The following is a 21,387-nucleotide window of genomic DNA, read 5'->3' as shown; positions in this document are numbered from 1 at the left end:
TATGTCAGAATTAGTTATCCAAATTGAGAAACTATCCAAGGTTTACCGCCTAGGAACCATTGGCACGGGTTATCTGCTCCAGGACCTGCAGCGCTGGTGGACCACAGCGGTCCGCAAACAGCAGGATCCATTTTTTCAGCTACCCGACGCCCAGTTTCCAAATGCCACCCAGAGCCAGGCCCTATGGGCTCTACAGAATGTCGACTTTGAAGTAAAGCAGGGCGAGGTGTGGGGCATCATTGGTAGCAATGGCGCAGGTAAATCCACGCTTCTTAAAATAGTGTCGCGCATTATTCGTCCGTCCGCTGGCTTTGTTCGAGGCCGTGGAAAGGTGAGTAGCCTGTTGGAAGTGGGTACGGGCTTCCACTCGGAGCTTTCCGGCCGGGAAAACATCTATCTGAGCGGTTACATCCTGGGGATGAGCAAAGCCGAGATCCGAGCTAAGTTCGATGAGATAGTGGCTTTTTCCGGAGTAGAAAAATTCTTAGATACGCCCGTAAAGCGCTACTCATCAGGAATGTACGTGCGATTGGCTTTTGCTGTAGCCGCACACTTGGAACCCGATATCCTGATCATCGATGAAGTTCTGGCTGTGGGCGACGCCGAGTTTCAGAAGAAGTGCTTGGGTAAGATGCGGGAAGTAGCTACCAACGACGGACGCACCATCCTTTTCGTCAGTCATAGTATGCAAGCCATCAACAACCTCTGCGACAAAGGGCTATGGCTGCAACATGGCAAAGTCAGAGCGACCGGCCCCGTAAACGACGTAGTGAATCGTTACTTAATTGATAATCAGCAGCTCAAAACAAAACAAAGCTGGACTGATCCGAATGAAGCCCCAGGCAATGACAAGATTCGGTTTAAACTGGTTGAGCTTATTCCACAACTCCTTCAACCAGATGCCCCCCTCGATATCCGCACGCCACTTACCATTAGGTTCCAATTTTGGAATTTCACGGATGATATTCTCATTAGCACCCATTTAACGCTGTTTTCCTATAATGGTGACTGTGTGTTTGATGTCGCTTCAACTGCGACAATTTGCCAGAAAGGAGTGGTAAGTGGCGAATGTACTATTCCCGGCAATTTCCTCAATGATGGATCCTATTATATAAACTTATACGTGCTGAAGGATACTACTATTAATCTATATGATTATGAGCAATGCCTGAGTTTTGACTTAGAAGACTATCGCACTAATATTCAATGGTATGGCAAGTGGTGGGGAGTAGTTCGCCCAACGTTCCCTTTTTTCCTTACCCAAACACATATGGCTCTACCCTAAATATATTTATCGACAGGAAGGCATCCGTAACTATATGCAGAACCGTGAAAACAATCTGTTTTTAATAGCATTTACAAAATCTCTGTTTTTCAAATCTATTTCATATAACCTATACCGATAGTATTGAATTACTTTTTTTGTGTATTTATTATATTGACTAAATTCAGCATTTCTGATCAATTTAAAAAAGCTGATTATCTGCAAGATCTGGTTGTAATCTGTCTGGCCTGAATAAGCCCCACGTTGGTGAACCCTATAAATACTCATGGTTTCACTAAAATACTTACCCTTACCATATTTACATAAGATAAGATAGAACCCCCAGTCTGTAAAAGGCAAGCTCAATAACCATTCTGGCAACGGGTGTCCTACTACGTTTCTATGTAGTACCGATGAAGTATAAACAGGATTATAGACTTGCAAAAAATGCTCCGTAGAAAAAGTATTATCAATCCCTTTATGTACTGGATCTACAGAATCAACAAAAGTATCTTTAATTCGATCTATAATACGCACTTTGTGAAAGCAGAAAGAGAACTCCGGATTTGTTTCAAGAAACTCAACCTGCTTCTGAAGTTTGTATGGATCGATCCAATAATCATCCCCATCTAGCCAAGCAATGTATCTTCCAGTACAAAGGTCATACGAGGCCTTTGTCATTGGAATCATACCCAGATTTTTGTCGGGCAAATATAACCTGATCCTATCAGGGTAGCGCGCTTTATAAGCAAGTACAATCTCCCGGGTTCGGTCACTGGAAAAGTCTTCTCCAATGACCAATTCATACGTAAAGGTCGTTAATTGACCTAACACGCTTTCTAATGCCTCAGCTATATATTCTTCGTGATTATAGGCAGTAATCCAAATACTTATGTCTACCATTTACAGAAGCTAGAGTTATAAGTTGGAATTACTCGAACTGGAATATACCTACTGTTTTACACCATAATACATACCCCTACCGAACAAACCTTTAGGATCATAATTCACTTCCACAGAGGCTTTCTCCATCGCACTTCTATAATCGATATCAGTCCACAACCCCATTATATGTTCCTCCGAAAAATTATTAACGCCTTCCGGTGTTCCTACCATATAATTTATATTAAAAACTGATGTATTATCTTTCAACTGACTAACATACATCCATGCAATTTTTAGATTAGGCTGATCAACGAAGTTAGCAGTTATCTTTCCGACGACATATTGATCTGGTGTAATCCAAGGTTCAATTACCAATAACCCACCAAGATTTAAATGTTGAGCTAAGCACTTTACGGTTTTGTTCAGGTTGTCAACCGTTTGCACATAAGCAATCGAGCTAAACAAGCAAACTACAACATCGAAAGTAACTGACAAATCAAAATCGGTCATGTCCTTCTGGTAGAAGGGTACATCTGGACATCGTGTGTGAGCTACCTCTAATAATTCAGCATTAAGGTCTATACCAACAACCTGATATCTATTTCTTAGATGCTCTATGTGTTTACCAGTACCACAAGCCACATCAAGCAACGTCTTGGCATTGGGGTTATATGATTGTATAAGTTGATGAAGGTGGTCAGATGCTTCACTATAGTCTTTGAAATTATAAAGAGCATCGTAGTAGCTAGCCGTTTTGGTAAACATTTATTCTATGGTTTGAAAGTGTAAATTATACATGAAACAATTATGTACGTTCCCTATAAGCTGGGAAATAGCCAGTCTTATCGCTTGGATCAGCAGAAATTTCCAGGCAAAGCTGAGAATAGACAGGTTCATTGTACACTTGTTTCAAGCACCTCAATGGACAAATAACGGCGCCAAATCGCTGTTTAAACTGAGCAATAGAATCGTTACGCTGCACCCCTCCACCTAAATTCAGAGTTGGTATATTGAGTGATTTTAAGTAGCTCACACCAAACCATATGAGTGGAACAGCTTTATCTCTACCCTCTGGCAAGGAAATATTGAATAAATATTCTGCTCCATGCAAAGTATAAGCAAACAATGAAACTGCTTGCATTTTGCTACCCTCACTATATCCAACCATTATAACGTTATCTAACTCTATAATATAACTTAGAGTGTTTTCCGAGAAATTATATACACTCGATGCATTTCTCTCAGCAAAAAATTGGTGATAATTGTTAAGAAAAAACTCTTTGATAACATTTTTATCTAATGTAAAATTTTGGCTTTTGTCAGAAAATGTCTTCAGCTGCCGCCTTCTATTCGTCGACAGATTCTGAAAAAGCTCTTCCATTGTAAGCCTCAGATTTATGATATATAATTCATTATATTCAAACACATCTTCTTCAGCATAATAAGAGGGATTCTCTAATATCGGATTCAATCCAATATATCCACTCACCCACCCACATTCATATGCAAATTTTTTCCAATAGTTTGGGAAATTGAGGCAACTCCGATTGCCAATAAAACCTGAAAAACCATAAGGGGTTACGACATCCTTAACCCCTTTATACTCACGAATTGCTATAGGGCATAGCACTTTAATATCATTGCTGACAAAATTATATAAGTAAGTGTCATAATCAGTTGTTAAATGCATTGCATAACAACTTTGCCATGTATGACTAAAGGAATGGGGAATATCCTTTAATGCCTCACTCCACATTTCAGGAGCACTTAATGAAATAAGGTTGTGGTTCATCTACCTAATTCATCTTCTATTAGTTCAACGACCCTTATAAGGTCATCTAAGCCATACCTCTGGTCGATGGGCAAATAAACTATGTTTTCAACATAATCGTACTCGACAGTATTATTATCAACCCATGAAAGAACGTTCTTCCAATAAATGGGAGTAAACACCTTATTTGCTAATAGCTGACTCCTTACTTTCGGCTTTTTTGAATAAAATGGATAAGCCATAGGCACATCTTCATCTTCTAGATAAATTTTTAAAGTGTTATGTTTTTTTAACAATTGATGTAAAAAAATGAAATTTTCCCTTCTTTTTAAAATAATACAAGGATATTCAATTGATTGCAACAAGCTCCTTGTTAAATTAGACATTTGCAAAATAGGCTTACCTGACAAGCTTTTGTCATTTTTAATAAAATAATCATATCCATTTTCTGCTCCAACATCAATCCTCCGTAATAGATGCTCGAACCTTTCGAATGAGGTGTCCATCTTTATATCATCGAATAATAAAGTGTCTGTATACAGATAAGCGCCATCTGGAACACCAAAAAATTTTCTTGGCGAATAAAATGTATCCATCTGCGCAAGTGGAGCAGAAAAGAAAGATTGCGAATTATCTATAATTACATTACCTGCAATATCTTGCAACCCATTAATAAATTTGTTTTTTAAGCCAAAATAGTTAATATATAATAATGCTTGATGTTTTTTTATTTTTTTAAAATCGAATATCGGCTCAAAACATTCGCTTATAGAGTAGAACTCATACTCTATTCCCACCCTTTCTATTGGCTCCAGCAACACATCACAGCTAAAGAAAGGCAAATATATTTTCAATAATCCTTTTGCCCTTATTATGTATTCTAAAGCATTCCGACCAGTATTCAGCCTGATCGCATTATCGTGGTACTCGTTCTTTCTAGATAATTCCAGTCCGAAATAGCCGCCAACACTATTCATATGAGCTTATATTTAGCTAAATATCCACTAATGACAGCAGGCGAATTAAACATCATAACGTCTATCATCGACAAATCTTGAATACAGAATTTGTTCGATTGATGATAAACAATAGGATCAGATTTTAAAAAGCAGAGCTTAAGTCCCCTTTCCAAAAAATTATCTCTGGAATATAGAGAAGTCCCGCCAATTGCGTTAATATATTCTTCCGCTCTCTCTTTTAAACAAATATCTATTACTCTCTTTTCGGATTGCAAATCTTTGTTTTCATATATTCTCGATGTTTTTATCAGTTGAGTTTTTATATCCAGATATTCAACGACGCTTTTAATGCTGCAATAATTCAACTCTGATATGCTAGCATAGTTCGAATCAAAAACAGTTCGTACTATGTCGAACGCCTTACTAAAGAACGGGGCCTTTTTGTAATTTTGCTCAATCGTTTTTATAAAATTTTTATTCCAATAAGCTAAATTTTTTGGCGCAAGCTCGTAAATGAGCTTGTTCGAGCCAGCCCCTTCAAGCGGGATGGTGAACATTGATTTTACGCCATTAATTAGAATATTGTTCCGATTGATCCAGCCTTGCTTGATATAATTAACATCATCATATATAACAAACTTGTCTACAGCATTTATTAATTGAAAATAACCAATATAAGGAAAAATATAAGGCTGCATTATCGCTATTTTCATTCTATAAGTTTTCTTTTATTATAGCAACTATTTGCACAACCGATGAGCTAGACAAATCATGGGCGAGAGGCAAGCAAAGAATACGTGGGGAGATACTCTGGGCAACTTTGCCTTCCTGCTTCTCAACATAATTCAATTCAGATAGAGGCGGATAAAAATATCGCCGCGGAAAGATCTGCTGAGCGTTAAGGGCATGTATCACCGTGAGCATTTTTTCTTCGTTCGGAAAGATCACAGGATAATATGCATAGTTATAGAGTACATCCTTAGCAATCAGTGGCCTCACCAACCCGAGGCCATCAAGCAACTGATCATAGTGCTTACTGATTTCCTGCCTACGACGAGCTAAGTCGGACACTTTGGGTAATACACACAGCCCCATGGCAGCATGTAATTCTGAATTTTTCCCGTTGATTCCCAGTCCTAAGAACCTTTCTGGTCCATCGTGACCGAAGTTACTCATATATGAGATCTTATGTGCTAGCTCATCATCATCGGTAATAATTGCCCCCCTTCCCCTGTGTGAAACAGCTTGGTCGCGTGAAAACTTAAGGTAGATACATCGCCGAAGTTTAGCAGTGATTGACCTTTGTATTGCACTCCAAAAGCATGGGCAGCATCGTAGATAACCTTTAATTGATGCTTCTGCGCAATGGCTTCAATGGCTTCTACATCACAGGGATTGCCATAAACGTGTGTGGCTAAAATGGCGCTCGTACGCGGGGTAATAGCTTGTTCTACCAATTGTGGATCAAGGCAAAGCGTATCCTGCTGGATGTCGACAAATGTCGGCTTGCACCCCTCCCATACAATGCTGGAGGTTGTAGCAACGTAGGAAAACGGTGTTGTGATAACTTCTCCTTTTAGCTCTAAAGCCTTAATAGCGATTTGCAAGGCTATTGTGCCATTGGCAACAAAGAATAAATGCTTGACGCCTAAATGAGCCTTTAGCTTTTCCTCCAGTTCCAGCACCAACGGTCCATAGTTCGTTATCCATGTCCTATCCCAAATACCCTGAAGATATGCTGTATATTCCTCTAAGGGTGGCAGATATGTTTTTGTTACATTAATCATGCAGAGGATAATTGACAGCAAAGCTGTAGGTAGTAATTGCTAAAGGAATAATAAGGAGCCTGTTTGGGTACTACAAAATACAAACTATCTGACGCGCAGCAAATGCCCCGACAGGCTACAATGGCTTGTAACTACCTGACTTTTAAATACAGACTATCATAACTAGCCATCAGGGCTTCTTCATCCCCAGCTTGCTGTGCTTGTAGCCATAGCCAAAGTACACGCCGAGGCCCATCACCAGCCAGGCAAAAAACAGCAGCCAGTTGCTCACGCCCAATTGCGTCATCAGGTAAAGATTGGTGAGCAGGCCCAGCACCGGCAGCAACGACAGCCGGTTGCGGAAGGAAGCAATGCTCAGATACACGCAGAAGCCCAGGAACACCAGCATCGGGATGTAGTGGCGGAAGCCTTCGTAGCCACTGTCGCCGCGTACGGCGCGACCGAACTCGGCTACTTGCTCGCCGTTGTAAGTCAGCAATAAAAAGCCCCCCACAAGCACCACGAGCGGCACCAGAAACTTGCCGTTGAGGTAAGGTACCTTGAACCGAGCCTCGGAAGTGCCGTGCGGGTCAATCAGCAGAATACCGCCGCACACCAGCGCAAAAGCGAATAAGGTACCAATGCTGGTCAGGTCGATTACCAGGTCCATGTTGAGCAGCAAAGCCGGGATGCCCACGAATAGGCCGGTTACGATGGTGCTAAACGATGGCGTGCGGAAGCGGGGATGTACGCGGGCAAACACGGGGGGCAAAAGCCCGTCGCGCGACATCGACATCCAGATGCGGGGCTGACCAATCTGAAACACAAGCAGCACCGAAGCCATAGCAAAAATGGCGCTTACCGCTACCAAGCCAGCCAGCTTAGGCAGGCCAACTTTGGTGAAAACAAAAGCCAGCGGGTCGCCTACGCCTAGCTCTTTATACGACACCATACCGGTAAGTACCAGCGTGATAATCACGTACAGAATGGTGCAAATAATCAACGCATAGATCATGGCGCGGGGCAAGTCGCGCTGCGGGTTCTTGCACTCTTCGGCCGTGGTGCTGATGGCGTCGAAGCCGATGTAGGCGAAGAATACGGCCGATACGCCTTTGAGCACGCCACTCACGCCGTTGGGCGCAAAGGGTGTCCAGTTGCCGGTATTTACATAGAAAACGCCTACAATAATCACGATTGCCACCACAATGAGTTTGAGCAGCACCAAGAGATTGGAAGCGTTTTTTGACTCTTTAATTCCTACATATACAAGGCAGGTAATGAGGAACGTGATGCCGAAAGCAGGTAAATCAATGACCAGGCGCAGGGAATCAGTGAGTTCGGGGGCGGCAATCCAAGTTTGATAGCCGGCCATATCGGCCGGTGAGGCTTCGGTGAGCGGCCGCCCGGCCATCATCAGCTCCAGCACGTTGTGGTAGCCTTGGTAGGCGCTCTGAAAACCCATACTTAAGTAAGCAGGCACCTCTAAGCCAATGCCTTGCATGAGCCCAGTGAAGTAATCAGACCAGGAGATGGCTACCACGATGTTGCCCACCGCATATTCCATAATCAGGGCCCAGCCAATTATCCAGGCGGTAAGCTCTCCAAAAGAGGCGTAGGCGTAGGTGTAAGCCGAGCCGCTTATGGGAATGGTGGCAGCAAACTGCGCGTAGCACAAGGCCGAAAACGCGCAGGCAATAGCGGTGAATATAAACAGCAGCGACACCGCCGGGCCGCCATCGTGGCTGGCGTTGCCGATGGTGCTGAAAATACCGGCCCCAATGACGGCAGCGATACCCAGCGCCGTGAGGTCGCGCACGGTAAGGTTGCGCTCCAGGGCGCCTTCCTCGGTGCTGCCGGGGTGGACGGCCGTATCGACGGGCGGGTTTTGCAGGATGGCGGAAATGTCTTTACGACGGAAGAGGGAGGAGAAAGAACTCATTCGGAAGGTGAGAAGCGGAGGTTTGGGGGCAAAAGATAAAGAATATTGCGGCGGGGCTGCATAACCCGACAGCAGCTTATTGCATCTGTGCCAGCCTCTGGATTTAGAAGCAGGCAACTGAGCACTGCGTCTTGACTCAACTTTCAGCTTAAAAATTCTGGCTGATCCGTATGGAATCGGTGGCAAGGCGGCATCAACTGGGAAACCTGTAAACGCTAGCTGCCATGCCGCACCGCCCTACCATCACTATTCCGCAGCCCTGCCACGAGAGCTGGGCTCAGATGACGCCCGCCGCCCAAGGTCGCCACTGCGCCGCCTGCGACAAAGAAGTAGTTGACTTCTCAGGTATGACTGATGCCGAAGTAATCGGGTGGTTTCAGCGTGAAGAGTCGGGCCGGACCTGCGGGCGGTTTGCAACCCAGCAACTGAACAGGCCGCTACTGGTAGTGGCCGTACGGGCTTCCCGCTGGCCTACATGGCTGGCTGCCACAGCGGCTGTAGCCGGTTTGCAGGCCGGAGCCGCCGTCGAGACCCAGGCTCAGCGTATCACCCCAACGGAACAACACATCATAACGATGGGAATGGTGGCAGTACCGCGCCGAGTGGAGCCGCTTGCCCTGAATTTGCCCCCCACGGTGGTGCGCGGCTCCGTTACAGATAATAACTCGGGGGAGGGTCTGCCGGGCGTAACAGTGCTGCTCAAAAACACCTCAATCGGTACTTCGACTAACAGCGACGGTACTTTTGAGCTGGAGATTTCGACCCTGGCTGCTGGACAAGCATTAGTCTTTTCATCGATTGGCTACGTCAGTAAAGAAATAACCCTGGATGACACCCCACAGCGACAAAGAGCAATTAAGATAAGCCTCGATACGGACACGAAAGGCCGATTCATAATAGCAGATTACACTTCTCGCAAACCCTGGCCGTGGCATCCGCGCGCTATATGGCATAGGGTGCGTAATGCTTTTCGCCAGTAGGCAGCAAACCTTTTGCCCCCTAAAGGCATTATTCCGGGGTATGAGAAATATTCTGCTGCTTGCCCTATCGCTATTCCTTGCTACTGCCTGCACGCTTAAGCCAACTAATAAACATGATGTTTTTACCGAACGCGCCCAGCTACCGCAGGAAGAAGCACCACATCTGCGCAACTCCCTGGAGTGGTGGTACTTTACGGGTCATTTGAAGGATAAAGCAACCGGCGAAACCTACGGAGTAGAGTACGTATTCTTCCACTTCAATCCCTCGGGCAAGCAGGATTACCAGATGGTGAACTTTGCCCTCACCGACCCGCAAACCAAGCAATTTCGCTACGACTATAAAGTGGAGCGGCTGCCTAAGCTGCTGCCCGCCACGCTCCCGCTTAGCCTCTCGATGAAGAAAAAGGACGAGCGCTGGACATTGAGCGGGCAGGAAGGGCGCTATCATCTGCAAGCGCGCATGGCTTCCCATCCGGGCGTAGCGGTGAACCTGACCACGACCCCGGCCAAAGCCATCTTGCTGCACGGCGGTACGGGCTACGAAAAATATGGCCCCGTCGCGCAGGCTGGGTACTATAGCTACCCGCGCCTCACGGCCGCTGGCACCATCGAAGTCAACGGGCAGGCCCGAGAGGTGGAGGGCGAACTGTGGTACGACCGCCAGTGGAACTGCAACTCCGTGACCACGAAAGATCTTGGCTGGGATTGGTTTTCCGTGCAGCTCGACGAGCCTCGGGAGGAACTTATGGCGTATCAGCTTTTCAACAAAGCCACGGGCCAGACCGTAAGCGGGGGCTCGCATTTTGGCCCCCAGGCCGAAAATACGCACTTGGCCGCCGAAGATTTTCAGCTCGAAACCCTCGACTACTGGACCAGCCCGGCCACCAAGCTGCGCTACCCCAGCAAGTGGCGACTGCGCGTACCGAAACAAGGCTATGATCTTACCATTGAGCCGATTATGCTCGACCAGGAGCTGACGCTCAAGCTGCTGCCCGGTATTAAGATGAGCTACTGGGAAGGCATGTGCCGCGTGACGGGCACTCACAACGGCAAGCCGGTCAGCGGCAACAGCTACGTGGAAATCACCAACCGTAAAGAGGTGAAGCTGCCCCGCCCGAAGCCGATTGAAACTCCGGCCGCCAGCAGTATAGCTCGTTAGTTGCTGGCCATCAATCTTTTACTCACCGTTCAGGATTATTCGAAAGGTAGTACCCTTACCCACTTCCGACCATTTCACAAACAGTCGGCCTTGGTGGTAATTCTCGATGATGCGCTTAGCCAACGCTAGTCCCAGGCCCCAGCCGCGCTTTTTGGTGGTGTAGCCGGGCAGGAAAACGCGGTCAATCTTGCTCTTGGAAATGCCCTTACCCGTGTCGGTGATGTCGATGGCAATCTGGGACTTGTTGCGGGCGGGGCGGCGCAGATGAATGGTAATACTGCCGCGGCCATCCATGGCATCGATGGCATTTTTGCAGATATTCTCGATCACCCAATCGAACAGCGGAATGTTGAGCTTAGCCGGCGTGTGCGTAGGCAGGCTGGTTTCAATCTTAAATACCACTTTCTTCGATACCCGGCTTTGCAGATAAGCAATAGCGTTTTGGGTGACTTGCAGGATGTTCTCATCCTTGAGCACGGGCACCGATCCAATGTTGGAGAAGCGCTCCGTAATGATTTCCAGACGCCGCACATCCTTGCCTAGCTCTTCTACAATGGGCTCATCTCGGAATGTCTCCGACTCTTTCAGGTAAGTGTGCCACGCCATCAGGCTGCTCAAGGGCGTGCCCAACTGGTGGGCCGTTTCTTTGGCAAGACCCACCCAAACGCGGTTTTGCTCGGCCCTGCGCGAGTAGCTGAAGGCGAAGTAGGCAATGACGCCCAGGCAGGCAATAATGGCCAGCTGCACCAGCGGGTAGTAGCGCAACTGCGTGAGCAGCACGGAGTCTTGGTAATAAATATAATTCCGCAGCCCCGCCGCGTACTCTACCACAATGGGCGGGTGCTGGGCCTTCATCTTCTCGATTCGCTCGCGCAGAAACCGAATAGTAGCTTCTTCTGACATACCCTTGGGCAAGTCGATATTCTTGGTGCCCTGAATATTGCCCTGATCATCCGTGAAGATGATAGGAATGGTGGTGTTGGCATCAATGATTTGCTCCTGCACGAACACCAGATTGGTTTCCTCCTCCGTGCTGATAATATAGCGCTGGGCCTTGGCGTACAGGTCTATCTGCTGCTGCTCGCGCTCAGAAAGGCGACCTACCAGAATATTGGTGTAGATAACCGTAGCGGCGGCGATGAGCAGGGCACCAGCCAGCACCACAAGTTTAATACGGGACTTCTGATCGTAAATCGGTAGCAAAGGCGGAAAAGCTGTAAGGCAAAAATGCCCCCCACGGGAGGCTCAAAAGAACTATAAACGCACGGGCAACGAAGATACGTGCCCGCGCCCGATGCAGACGCTTTCGCTCCAGTTGGAGTTTCAGGGTTGTGCTTGACAGGAGAGTGCCACACGAATTTTTTAAGTTTATCTGCGCACCAAAAAGCCCCCAGCTTGGTTATACGCCCTTTGACACGATACTTTACGTAATCTCGAACCACCATGGAGCAACGGCTGTTTTCACACTAGCGATTTCCGCCGTATTTTTGCCCCCTGATTCTCGCACTAGCACCAGCTATGCTCCACCCATTCAAGGCTGTCAGCCTGTCTTTCAAGAAAGCGCCCCTAGCAATTCGGGAGCTTATTGCATTAGACGAGGCTGCTTGCCGCCGCTTCCTACATACGCTCCATCACGATTTGGGTCTCAGCGACCTGCTCGTGCTTAGCACCTGCAACCGAACGGAGGTATACTACGCCGCCGACCACGACCAGAGCACGGCCATCATTACGGCTTTAGGTCATCTCAAGGGTTTGCCCGAGAGCCATGCCTATGCGTCGTACTTCGATGTGCTTGACACCTACGAGACAGCTGTTCTGCACCTTTTTGAGGTAGCGATGGGACTTGATGCTCAAGTAGTAGGCGACTTGCAAATCAGCAATCAGGTAAAGAACGCTTACCAGTGGGCCGCCGATGCGGACGCCGCGGGCCCGTTTTTGCACCGCCTTATGCACACTATCTTCTTCACCAATAAGCGCGTACAGCAAGAGACCAGCTTCCGTGATGGGGCAGCGTCTACTTCTTACGCCACGTTGGAACTAGTGGAAGAGCTAACCGCCGATGTAGCCAACCCGCGCATTCTGGTGGTGGGCTTAGGTGAAATTGGAGCTGATGTATGCCGCCACCTCGGCGACAGTAGCCTCTTCACCAATGTCAGCATATGCAACCGGACCCGTACTAAGGCCGAAGAGCTAGCTCTCGAGTGTGGTCTGCGTGTACTTGACTTTGAGGACTTGGTAACGGGCCTGAAAGACGCCGACGTGGTTATTTCCTCTATCAACCGCGACTCGCCCTTCTTCACCACCGATATGGTGGCGCGCCTCGACGTACTGAACTACAAGTTTTTCATCGACCTCTCGGTGCCCCGCAGCGTGGAGGCCGAAGTAGAAAACGTGCCCGGTGTGCTGGTATATAACATCGACGCTATCCATAGCAAGGCTAGCGCGGCGCTAGAGCGGCGCTTGGCTGCTGTGCCACAGGTACGCGCTATTATTGCTGAAAGCATTGCCAGCCTTTCCGACTGGACCAAGGAAATGCTGGTGTCGCCTACCATTCAGAAGCTGAAGAATGCCCTAGAGCAGATTCGGCAGGAAGAAATGGACCGCTACCAGAAGAAATTGGCCCCCGAGGAAGCCAAGCGCATGGACGAAATTACCCGTTCCTTGATGCAGAAGTTTCTGAAGCAGCCGGTGCTCCAGCTAAAAGCTGCCTGCAAGCGCGGCGAAGCCGATCAGGTGATTGATATCATCACCGAACTCTTCGACTTAGAAAACCAGCCTACTACGGCATAGCTTCCGCACCGCGTATCGTTGTTTAGTTGTTAAAAAAAGCCCCCCACGCGAGTCGTTCAGCTATCCGCGACGCGGAAGCTACGCGCTACACCAAAACGATTGCCCAAGCCTTTGCCTGGTGTTGGCACCAAACGAAAAAAGACCGCTATCAGCGGTCTTTTTTCGTTTGGTTTCGTGAGCGAAACAGGTGATTACATAGATTCGCAGCAATCCTCGAGTGAGTCGATCACATCGAGCAGCTTAGGAATGGACAGGGAGTAGTAGATCTTAGTACCAACTTTGAATGACGACAGGATACCGCGGTCTTTCAGAGTGATAAGATGCTGAGAAGCAATGGCTTGGGGCAAGTCGAGCGAACGGTAGATCTCCGTTACGGTCATCTTGTCCTCCTTACCCAGCAGATCCACGATTGCGAGGCGTTTAGGGTGGGCCAACACTTTCAGCATTGCGGCAGCCTTGTCTACTTTCTTCGATTCTACGCGCGCCAGCAGTGGTTTCATATACTAGTACAAAGGTGGAAAACTTAGGGAGAGAATAAGGATCATACGATATTCTATACCTGCAAAGTTCCTTTGAAACGAACATAGCGCTGAAAAGATTTGATTCTGACAGCGTTTACTGTGGTTTTGCTCACAAAAAATTTTGTTATAAAGGCTTATTCCTGACCGCTAGCATGGGTCTACTTACCTTTGCACGACTTTTTTCACTCTATCAATTTTCTTGTATTTATAATGAAAGACCTGCTGGCCCAATTTGAAAATAAGCGTCCCGAAATAGTTTTTGAATGGAAGGATGCCGAAACGGAGGCCGAAGGTTGGGTCGTCATTAACTCTCTGCGAGGCGGGGCAGCCGGTGGCGGCACCCGCATGCGCCAAGGCTTAGACAAGCGCGAGGTAGAGAGTTTGGCCAAGACCATGGAAGTAAAGTTCACGGTGTCGGGGCCAGCCATCGGGGGGCAAAATCGGGCATCAACTTCAACCCGCATGACCCGCGCAAGCGCGGCGTGCTGGAACGCTGGTATAAAGCCGTTATCCCGCTACTCAAAAGTTATTACGGTACCGGCGGCGACCTGAACGTAGACGAAATTCACGATGTGATTCCTATTACCGAGGACTATGGCCTGTGGCACCCGCAGGAGGGCATTGTAAACGGTCATTACCGCGCCACTGAGCCGCAGAAGATTCAGAAGCTGGGGCAGTTGCGCCAAGGGGTAGTTAAGGTGATTGAAGATGCGACATTCACGCCCAGCCTGAGCCGCAAGTACACCGTGGCCGACCTTATCACTGGCTACGGCGTGGCGGAGGCCGTGCGCCACTACTATGAGCTTTGGGGTGGAGAACTAGTGGGTAAGCGCGCCCTCATTCAGGGCTGGGGTAATGTAGGCGCCGCCGCCGCCTACTACTTGGCAAGCCAGGGCGTGCGCATTACGGGCATCATCGACCGGGCCGGCGGCATGCTCAATGAAAATGGGTTTTCGCTGGAAGAAATTCGGCAGTTATTTCTTGACAGAAAAACTAACACGCTTATTGCCAGCGGCTTACTCTCGTTTGAGGAAATAAGCCAGCGCATTTGGTCCTCAGGGGCCGAAATATTTATTCCTGCCGCCTCGTCGCGCCTGGTTACGCGGGATCAGGTAGAGCAAATGCTGGCGGGTGGCCTGGAAGTGATTTCCTGCGGAGCCAATGTACCGTTTCAGGATCCGGAGATCTTCTTTGGACCAACCGGCGAGTATGCCGACCAACACACCTCCATCATTCCCGATTTTATTGCCAACTGCGGGATGGCTCGGGTATTCGCGTACTTGATGGAAACCAACGCCGAAATTACCGACCAAGCCATTTTCGGCGATACGTCACGCGTTATTCGTCGGGCTTTGGAGCGCACTCGCCTGCAGGGCGACGACCGTACGGGGCTGGCTCAGAAGTCGTTTGAGATGGCTCTGCGGGAGCTGGTATAGTTTGTTGATTGTTCTTTAAACAAGGCAATCATATTTTATAACACAATGACTGTCAACGAATTTCTTCAGTACCGCTTCTTTGGCAACAACGTCGGCACTTACCTCGTGTGCGGGGCTATTCTGCTGGTGGGGTATGCTTTCAAAACCTTACTATCGCGCTTTTTGTCGCACTTGCTATTTCGCATTCTGCGCAAGCAAACGGAGGGCGTTAGCGAGAAGCAATTTCAGGCTTTGCTCATCAAGCCTATTGCAGTGGTCGTATTTCTACTCACCGTTTTTCTGGCCTTCAAAGTGCTTGATTATCCGGTTCGCAACTCCGATCTGGATAAAAGTGAGCACTGGTTAGAGCTGATTGTTTTTCGGATATACCAGATTGGCTTCATCACAGCCATTTGCTGGGTCGTTCTGCGGCTCATCGACTTTTTCGTGCTGGTGTTCAGCCGCCGAGCCGAGCTTTTGCCTTCCCGGCTGAATAACCAGCTGATTCCTTTTGCCAAAGATCTGCTGAAGGTGTTTGTGATGATTATTGCCTTTCTGATTATCCTCGGCAAAGGCTTTGGCGTGAACGTGACGGCCCTAATCGGTGGTCTGGGCATTGGTGGCCTGGCAGTGGCTTTTGCGGCCAAGGAAAGCCTCGAAAACCTCATAGCATCTTTCACCATCTTCCTTGACCGGCCCTTCAACGTTGGCGACCTGGTGACGGTAGGTGGCGTAACCGGCACCGTCGAGAAGGTGGGTTTCCGCAGCACGCGGCTGCGCACGGTAGAGAAAAGCTACGTCACAGTTCCTAATAAGTCGATGATTGACAAGCCGTTGGATAACCTGTCTCTGCGCACCGCTCGGCGCGTCAATTTCACGCTCACCATCAGCCACGAAACGACTAGCGACCAGCTTCGCCGCATTATCGCCGATGCCACTGCCACCATCCGGGCGCACCCGCTCACGACCACCGAGGTGCAGTTGCAGTTTACGGCCCTCACTCCTACTGCTAAGGAAGCCGCCGTGCAGTACTTCGTCGAAACGAATAACTACGATGAGTTTCTGGCGGTGAAAGAGGAGTTGAACTACGCTATTGTGGAGGCCGTGGAGCGTCACGGTGGCAAGTTTGCTAATATGCTGGCCACCGCTCAATCGCCCATCGACCGGCTGCATGGCCTCGAATCAGTGGAGCAGCCCATTCTGGGCAAATAACCGTTTTTATTTTAAGACCACAAAAAAGCCCCCCAGAATTAGTCTAGGGGGCTTTTTGTGAAAATATATAACGTTGGCTCTAGCGACCACCGAGCAGGCCGCCGAGTAGGCCACCCATGCTGCCACCACCGCCGAGGAGGCTGCCAAGCCCGCCACCACCGGCGGAGCGCGGTGCTGAGTTAGGACGTCCGCCCAACCCGCCCAGGATAGACGTGAGTGAGCCTAAGCCGCCGCTGCCCACGTGTGAGCCCCGCTGAGGCAGCTGCTGACCGCCACCGCCCATCACGCTACCCAGTAAGCCGCCGCCGAGCAGACCGCCCAACAGGCCGCCCATGCCGCTTCCACCCATGCCGCCCATCAGGCCACCCATGGTGCTACCGCCCATCAGGCCGCCCATACCACCGCTACCCATCATGCCACCACGGTTGCCGCCACCCATTACGCGCGACAGTACCATCGGGGCCACTACGCCCAGCAGGCCACCCATCAGGGCGCCTTTGGGGATGCCGGCGCTTTCGAGCTTATCAGTAATGCCGCCGAAGAAGCTTTGCTTAGCGGGGTCATTAGCATCGTGGGGCACTTTTTCGGCTTGGTCAACTACTTGCTCCAGCGTGTGCTGCTGCTGCTGATTGATGCCGAGGTACGTGGAAATTTTGTTAACCATGGCCTCTTCGTCGTTGGAATAAGCTCCATCGGCGCGGGCAAAGCTGATCAGGTCGGTTACCAGAGAAAAGCGGAGCTCACTGCCTTTTAGTGCGTCCAGGTTCTGTTGCACGGTGCTATTATTAGCATCCTGAGCGGCGCTCACTACCTGCTGAGTGGCAGCGCCAGAAAGACCGGCAGCCTGAGAGAGCTGCTGCAAAAACTCGATTTCGGCGTCTGAAGCTTGGCGGTCAGCTGAGGCTAGGCTGGCGATTACGCTGAGGTAAGCGGTTTTTTCCTGTTCGGAATAGTTCTGTAATACTTGCGTGCTGTTGTCCATAGCGGTTGAGGTTGGGAGGAAAGGAAATACCGTTCTCCTTAACGCACACCACCCGGAAATGTTGATGCTCAACTGTTGCATAAGGCAAGACACTGTATTACAAGCGCTTTTACGGCCTTATGAAAAAGGCTCGAAACCTTAGAAATCGAAATACTCGTCTGGTTGCGGCTGCGCGGGCTTCTTGGGGGGCTTTTTTAGCTCGAATGGCTTGCGCGCCTCAGCAGGCAGCGCGGCCGGGTCGGGAGCAGCGGCCGGATTATTCAGTAAATCACCCAGAGTAGGCCGCGGACCACTGCTGGGGGGCGTTGCGGCGGCCCGGTTGGCCTGCGCCCGCGCCCGATCGTAGCTCACCTTGAAATCGTTCTCGTCTCCCTGAATAGCCAGCAGCAGGTTAGGGCCAGTGGTGCCACTCCCTCCCATCGAAGCCCGATGCAGCAGCCCCGGCAACACCGGAATGGAGAGATGATAATCCATCTGCTGGTCGAAGGTATGGGTACCCGTAACGCGAATAATGGAAGCCGTGCGCACATTGGAGCGAATTTCCATTTCCGGCATGTATACGGTCCGGCTCTGAATATAAAAGTTGTTGGTAAGCTCTGCGAAGCGCAAATGCCGCAGCTGTTCCCGACGCGCTATCATGGAAAGCTTCTGCAACGGCTCGAAGTTATTGAGCTCCCCATTGCGCACCGTTGCTCTTACTTCGGCTTCCATACGGTCGGTGAGGGGCGTAAGGCGGCGGTCGAAATACAGGTCCGACTCACCTGAGGCCGTGAGGCGCCCGCGCAGGTGGCGAGCCGTGATAAACTTCTGGCCAAAGTCCTCAAACACGTAAAATAAGCTGTCGAGGGGCAGCTGCGAGCAGGCCATGGTGGTGTGCACCTTCAGCAGATCGGGCTGGCGCGCATCGATGCTCCCCCTAATACTGGCTTGGCCCCCAGCGGCCGCTACACTCAGCGTGGGCGAGGAAATAACCTGGTCGCGCAGCCGTATCGTGCCATTCAAATTGCGCCCCCGAAACCGCCGAAACTGCACCCGGCTTACGCTAGCCTGCACATCCAACGCCAGATTGGGCGCTACATGAAACTCGTATTCTGACTGCCGGCCATGCTTTTTGCCCTTTGGGGGGCTTTTTTGCAGAGCAGCATCCGCTAATTGGGCACTCAGCAATTGGTCAAAATCCAGCAGCCGCGACTCCACATCAGCCTCCACTAGTAGCTGTTGGCGGGGCAGCAGCAGCCAGCCCAGCGCATTCTTGAACAGACCATTGATTTGAAAGTCAGAACGACCAATCCGGCCTTTAAAATCACTGACGGCCACATCGTTGCGACGTAGAATAAAGTTGCCGCTGAGCCCCGTAAACGGCTGCCCAAAATCGCGTAGACGCAAGCTCACCCCCCGCAGCGTCAGGTCGCCGCTGGATTGCACCGCCGCAGCGGCAGGCTGGGCCCGAAAGGCCCGCAGGTTGCCGTTGAAGCGCATTGCCAAACGCGCATCACCACTGGCCTGACGCACGGCCGCTACCGGATAGAAGCGCAGCGCACGGGCCACGTCAAGGTCCGCCCGCAGGTCGAGCTGAACCGTAGGATCATCGAAGTTATGATAGCGCAAATTGCCCCCAGCGCCCGCCCGTGCAGCGTGCCGCGCACCTGCCGCAAAGCCAATGTAGAGGTGCGCAGTGAACGCTGGTTTCCATTATCAAAAGTGCCCGTCAGATAAACATGCTCCACGGTTTCGCGGTACTCCGGGTGATAGAAGGAAGCATCGCGGCAGCCAAACTGCACGTCTACTCGCGGATTGCTGTAAGCAGACATCGTTCCGCGCACCGTACCTCGAAAGTACACCTCCCCCCGACTGCGGTAACCGCTCAGGTTGCCCGCAAGGCGCGGCGGCAGCAGCGCCACTACCGATTGTATATCGGTCTGCCGACCTTCCAAGCGTAAATCTAGCTGCGTTTCGCCCCCATACCCTACCGTGCCCGACACACTATACGTAGCGGGCCCAATGTGCAAATCGGAGGGCTGAATGGTAACCCGCCGGCCAGGCCGGTCAATGGCTATCAGCGTTTTGAGGGTCAATTCCTTCTGCCGGAAGTATTTATCCTGACCCAGCTCTATGGCTTCGATGCGCGCCTTCCCGTCGGCTTGAACATCAATCAGCTCATCGGTCACTGAAAGGCCCGCCCGCAAGTCGTGGGCCCGAATAGTATGTCGTTGGCGCCGAGCTACATCGTCATATATTACCAGCACGCGGCGCAGCACGATCCGCTCCAGGTCAAAAGCGAAGGGCTTATCATCAGAAGCATCCGACGAGTCGGAGCGAAACACATCCCAATTCGGTTGACTCTGCGCGTCGTAGCGCACCTGAACCGTTGCGGAGTCCAAGGTCACGGCACGGACGCGGTAGCGGCCGGCTACAAGGTCCCAAATGTCAAACGCGCAGTACAAGCGACGGGCGCGGGCCAACGCCACGGTATCTTGAGGAAAAGAGCCCCCCACCACTACATTTTGCAGCGTTACGGACACTCGCGGGAACTGGTCGATTAACGAAAGGTCAATTTTACCTACTTGCACGGGCGTGCGCAAGTGCCGGTTTGCCTCCCGCACAAACAGCGCAATGATGCGCTCCTCCCCCAGCCAGATTCCCAAAATGCTCCCCAACAGCAGCAAAATGCCCCCCAGCAACGAGTACAGAAAAAACTTTTTTAAGCGAATCAACAACCGAAGTTTTCTGGTAGTGAAACAGTTGAGAGGTTTTCTGGTCTCCCTCACTGAAAATAATATCCCGAAGGTCGCGGTTTTTTTTGCGTATTCGAAAATGACCTGCCATATTTGCCATCCCAAACGGGAACAAAGGGAGATTAGCTCAGCTGGTTCAGAGCATCTGCCTTACAAGCAGAGGGTCACTGGTTCGAACCCAGTATCTCCCACCAAAAGGACAGTCGGTAACGGCTGTCCTTTTTTTGTTTTGCCTTTTTAAGGTCGGGGAGAGATGATCGATTAAACCCGCAAAAAATCAATATTTTTATTCGTTTTAGTGGGATCTTTATAATAAAGTAACCTACCGAGGCGTATAGCGTATTCAGCTTGTCTTTGCAGCTACTACATCGCAGTACAAGCAAAATCATCTCTCCTTACCGTTTTTGAATTATGAAACACTTACTCACCTTTAGCCTTTCCCTATTGTTGGCTGTCACTTTCACTGCTTGTAGCGAAGAGAATGAGCCAGAAGCAACAGATCCGAAGACTACTCTGTTGGTTAATAAAGACTGGCGGGCAACGGCCGATGTTAGTGTAACAACCACTAGTGCCGGCGCTACTACCACCGTTGACAATTATGCGGCATTACAAGCTTGTGGCAAGGATGATTTCATCCGCTTCAACGATAATGGCGAACTGGAGATAAATGAAGGCCCTAGCAAATGCGCTGCCGCTGATCCGCAGTCGGCAAAGGGCAGCTGGAGTTGGAACGCTGACCGCACGGTCATCACCTTTACTGAACCGTGCTTATGCCCTAATTTCCCCTCCACGCTCAGCGGTCCGGCTGATTTAACGTCCTCTACTATGACTGTTAAGCAAACATCGACCAGCAACGGCGCAACGACTGTTCGTACCGTTACTTATGGGTCTATTTAAGGCTACATAACGGTCACAAAAAAGCCCCCCAGAGAACATCTGGGGGCTTTTTTGTGACCGTTATGTAGCCTTTCAAAAACAAGTGGCTTCATAACTCTTGCATGGTTAGCTA

Annotated in this window: 17 protein-coding genes, 1 tRNA gene and 2 pseudogenes; 8 read left to right on the top strand and 12 right to left on the bottom strand. The window is 49.8% G+C overall.

Translation table 11 applies throughout. From position 1 onward, the window contains the following. Position 1: 1 nt before the first annotated feature. Positions 2-1,285 carry an ABC transporter ATP-binding protein gene (locus tag H9L05_RS07615; RefSeq protein ID WP_187733655.1) on the top strand — a complete coding sequence of 428 codons (1,284 nt, stop codon included), beginning with the start codon at positions 2-4 and terminating at the stop codon, positions 1,283-1,285. Positions 1,286-1,315: 30 nt separating this feature from the next. Here the strand turns inward: H9L05_RS07615 and H9L05_RS07610 are convergent, their stop codons facing one another. The 7 genes and pseudogenes from H9L05_RS07610 to H9L05_RS07580 form a co-directional block, all read right to left on the bottom strand. Then, the gene (locus H9L05_RS07610) at positions 1,316-2,167 is read right to left on the bottom strand and encodes a glycosyltransferase family 2 protein (RefSeq protein WP_187733654.1); all 852 of its coding nucleotides are present in this window, start codon (positions 2,165-2,167) and stop codon (positions 1,316-1,318) included. A 48-nt stretch (positions 2,168-2,215) separates the two neighbouring features. Next, positions 2,216-2,914, bottom strand: coding sequence for a class I SAM-dependent DNA methyltransferase (locus tag H9L05_RS07605; RefSeq protein ID WP_187733653.1), 699 nt, complete (start codon positions 2,912-2,914; stop codon positions 2,216-2,218). Between the two features lie 40 nt (positions 2,915-2,954). After that, complete coding sequence (locus tag H9L05_RS07600) at positions 2,955-3,941, bottom strand: hypothetical protein (RefSeq protein ID WP_187733652.1); 987 nt, start codon at positions 3,939-3,941, stop codon at positions 2,955-2,957. Next, positions 3,938-4,897, bottom strand: a complete 960-nt coding sequence (locus tag H9L05_RS07595; protein ID WP_187733651.1) for a hypothetical protein — start codon at positions 4,895-4,897, stop codon at positions 3,938-3,940. The genes H9L05_RS07600 and H9L05_RS07595 overlap by 4 nt, the downstream gene beginning before the upstream one ends. Further along, on the bottom strand, positions 4,894-5,577 hold the full coding sequence (locus H9L05_RS07590) for a WbqC family protein (protein ID WP_223284803.1): 684 nt from the start codon (positions 5,575-5,577) through the stop codon (positions 4,894-4,896). Before H9L05_RS07590 ends, H9L05_RS07595 begins: the two co-directional genes overlap by 4 nt. A gap of 16 nt (positions 5,578-5,593) precedes the next feature. Continuing rightward, positions 5,594-6,666, bottom strand: a pseudogene (locus tag H9L05_RS07585) (DegT/DnrJ/EryC1/StrS family aminotransferase). 169 nt (positions 6,667-6,835) lie between these two features. Next, positions 6,836-8,584 (bottom strand): amino acid permease, encoded by a 1,749-nt coding sequence (locus H9L05_RS07580; RefSeq protein ID WP_187733649.1) that lies wholly within the window; start codon positions 8,582-8,584, stop codon positions 6,836-6,838. 224 nt (positions 8,585-8,808) lie between these two features. On the opposite strand from H9L05_RS07580, the gene H9L05_RS07575 reads away from it, so the two are divergent. Beyond that, positions 8,809-9,564 (top strand): carboxypeptidase-like regulatory domain-containing protein, encoded by a 756-nt coding sequence (locus H9L05_RS07575; RefSeq protein ID WP_187733648.1) that lies wholly within the window; start codon positions 8,809-8,811, stop codon positions 9,562-9,564. Positions 9,565-9,604: 40 nt separating this feature from the next. After that, positions 9,605-10,723 carry a lipocalin family protein gene (locus H9L05_RS07570; protein ID WP_187733647.1) on the top strand — a complete coding sequence of 373 codons (1,119 nt, stop codon included), beginning with the start codon at positions 9,605-9,607 and terminating at the stop codon, positions 10,721-10,723. Positions 10,724-10,741: 18 nt separating this feature from the next. Here the strand turns inward: H9L05_RS07570 and H9L05_RS07565 are convergent, their stop codons facing one another. Further along, positions 10,742-11,926 (bottom strand): sensor histidine kinase, encoded by a 1,185-nt coding sequence (locus H9L05_RS07565; protein WP_187733646.1) that lies wholly within the window; start codon positions 11,924-11,926, stop codon positions 10,742-10,744. A 315-nt stretch (positions 11,927-12,241) separates the two neighbouring features. Here H9L05_RS07565 and hemA point away from each other — a divergent pair, with 315 nt between their 5' ends. Further along, positions 12,242-13,513, top strand: coding sequence for a glutamyl-tRNA reductase (gene hemA, locus H9L05_RS07560; protein WP_187733645.1), 1,272 nt, complete (start codon positions 12,242-12,244; stop codon positions 13,511-13,513). A gap of 191 nt (positions 13,514-13,704) precedes the next feature. Here the strand turns inward: hemA and H9L05_RS07555 are convergent, their stop codons facing one another. Beyond that, positions 13,705-14,013 carry an ArsR/SmtB family transcription factor gene (locus tag H9L05_RS07555; protein ID WP_084443403.1) on the bottom strand — a complete coding sequence of 103 codons (309 nt, stop codon included), beginning with the start codon at positions 14,011-14,013 and terminating at the stop codon, positions 13,705-13,707. Between the two features lie 231 nt (positions 14,014-14,244). Between H9L05_RS07555 and H9L05_RS07550 the strand changes: the two are divergent. After that, positions 14,245-15,470, top strand: a pseudogene (locus tag H9L05_RS07550) (Glu/Leu/Phe/Val dehydrogenase dimerization domain-containing protein). A gap of 45 nt (positions 15,471-15,515) precedes the next feature. After that, on the top strand, positions 15,516-16,661 hold the full coding sequence (locus H9L05_RS07545) for a mechanosensitive ion channel family protein (RefSeq protein ID WP_187733644.1): 1,146 nt from the start codon (positions 15,516-15,518) through the stop codon (positions 16,659-16,661). A gap of 79 nt (positions 16,662-16,740) precedes the next feature. Here the strand turns inward: H9L05_RS07545 and H9L05_RS07540 are convergent, their stop codons facing one another. From H9L05_RS07540 to H9L05_RS07530, 3 genes are all read right to left on the bottom strand, one after another. After that, on the bottom strand, positions 16,741-17,643 hold the full coding sequence (locus tag H9L05_RS07540; RefSeq protein ID WP_187733643.1) for a TerB family tellurite resistance protein: 903 nt from the start codon (positions 17,641-17,643) through the stop codon (positions 16,741-16,743). 138 nt (positions 17,644-17,781) lie between these two features. Further along, positions 17,782-19,251, bottom strand: coding sequence for an AsmA family protein (locus H9L05_RS07535; protein ID WP_187733642.1), 1,470 nt, complete (start codon positions 19,249-19,251; stop codon positions 17,782-17,784). Beyond that, positions 19,161-20,360, bottom strand: coding sequence for an AsmA family protein (locus tag H9L05_RS07530; RefSeq protein ID WP_187733641.1), 1,200 nt, complete (start codon positions 20,358-20,360; stop codon positions 19,161-19,163). Before H9L05_RS07530 ends, H9L05_RS07535 begins: the two co-directional genes overlap by 91 nt. A gap of 134 nt (positions 20,361-20,494) precedes the next feature. On the opposite strand from H9L05_RS07530, the gene H9L05_RS07525 reads away from it, so the two are divergent. After that, positions 20,495-20,572: transfer RNA gene (locus H9L05_RS07525), tRNA-Val, on the top strand. A 217-nt stretch (positions 20,573-20,789) separates the two neighbouring features. After that, a complete protein-coding gene (locus tag H9L05_RS07520; RefSeq protein WP_187733640.1) occupies positions 20,790-21,275 on the top strand; it encodes a hypothetical protein in 486 nt (161 codons plus the stop codon). Positions 21,276-21,387: the final 112 nt, after the last annotated feature.

Origin of the sequence: Hymenobacter qilianensis (assembly GCF_014489555.1) — a bacterium.
GTDB lineage: Bacteria > Bacteroidota > Bacteroidia > Cytophagales > Hymenobacteraceae > Hymenobacter > Hymenobacter qilianensis.
The sequence above is the reverse complement of the archived record's forward strand: the minus strand, read 5'-3'. Positions and strand labels throughout refer to the sequence as shown.

What these genes read in the sequence shown, in the direction of transcription:
- H9L05_RS07610 (WP_187733654.1), bottom strand. Translation starts at nt 2,167, where the DNA reads ATGGTAGACATAAGTATTTGGATTACTGCCTATAATCACGAAGAATAT.
- H9L05_RS07520 (WP_187733640.1), top strand. Translation starts at nt 20,790, where the DNA reads ATGAAACACTTACTCACCTTTAGCCTTTCCCTATTGTTGGCTGTCACT.
- H9L05_RS07590 (WP_223284803.1), bottom strand. Translation starts at nt 5,577, where the DNA reads ATGCAGCCTTATATTTTTCCTTATATTGGTTATTTTCAATTAATAAAT.
- H9L05_RS07580 (WP_187733649.1), bottom strand. Translation starts at nt 8,584, where the DNA reads ATGAGTTCTTTCTCCTCCCTCTTCCGTCGTAAAGACATTTCCGCCATC.
- H9L05_RS07570 (WP_187733647.1), top strand. Translation starts at nt 9,605, where the DNA reads ATGAGAAATATTCTGCTGCTTGCCCTATCGCTATTCCTTGCTACTGCC.
- H9L05_RS07555 (WP_084443403.1), bottom strand. Translation starts at nt 14,013, where the DNA reads ATGAAACCACTGCTGGCGCGCGTAGAATCGAAGAAAGTAGACAAGGCT.
- H9L05_RS07545 (WP_187733644.1), top strand. Translation starts at nt 15,516, where the DNA reads ATGACTGTCAACGAATTTCTTCAGTACCGCTTCTTTGGCAACAACGTC.
- H9L05_RS07605 (WP_187733653.1), bottom strand. Translation starts at nt 2,914, where the DNA reads ATGTTTACCAAAACGGCTAGCTACTACGATGCTCTTTATAATTTCAAA.
- H9L05_RS07540 (WP_187733643.1), bottom strand. Translation starts at nt 17,643, where the DNA reads ATGGACAACAGCACGCAAGTATTACAGAACTATTCCGAACAGGAAAAA.
- H9L05_RS07575 (WP_187733648.1), top strand. Translation starts at nt 8,809, where the DNA reads ATGCCGCACCGCCCTACCATCACTATTCCGCAGCCCTGCCACGAGAGC.
- H9L05_RS07600 (WP_187733652.1), bottom strand. Translation starts at nt 3,941, where the DNA reads ATGAACCACAACCTTATTTCATTAAGTGCTCCTGAAATGTGGAGTGAG.
- hemA (WP_187733645.1), top strand. Translation starts at nt 12,242, where the DNA reads ATGCTCCACCCATTCAAGGCTGTCAGCCTGTCTTTCAAGAAAGCGCCC.
- H9L05_RS07615 (WP_187733655.1), top strand. Translation starts at nt 2, where the DNA reads ATGTCAGAATTAGTTATCCAAATTGAGAAACTATCCAAGGTTTACCGC.
- H9L05_RS07595 (WP_187733651.1), bottom strand. Translation starts at nt 4,897, where the DNA reads ATGAATAGTGTTGGCGGCTATTTCGGACTGGAATTATCTAGAAAGAAC.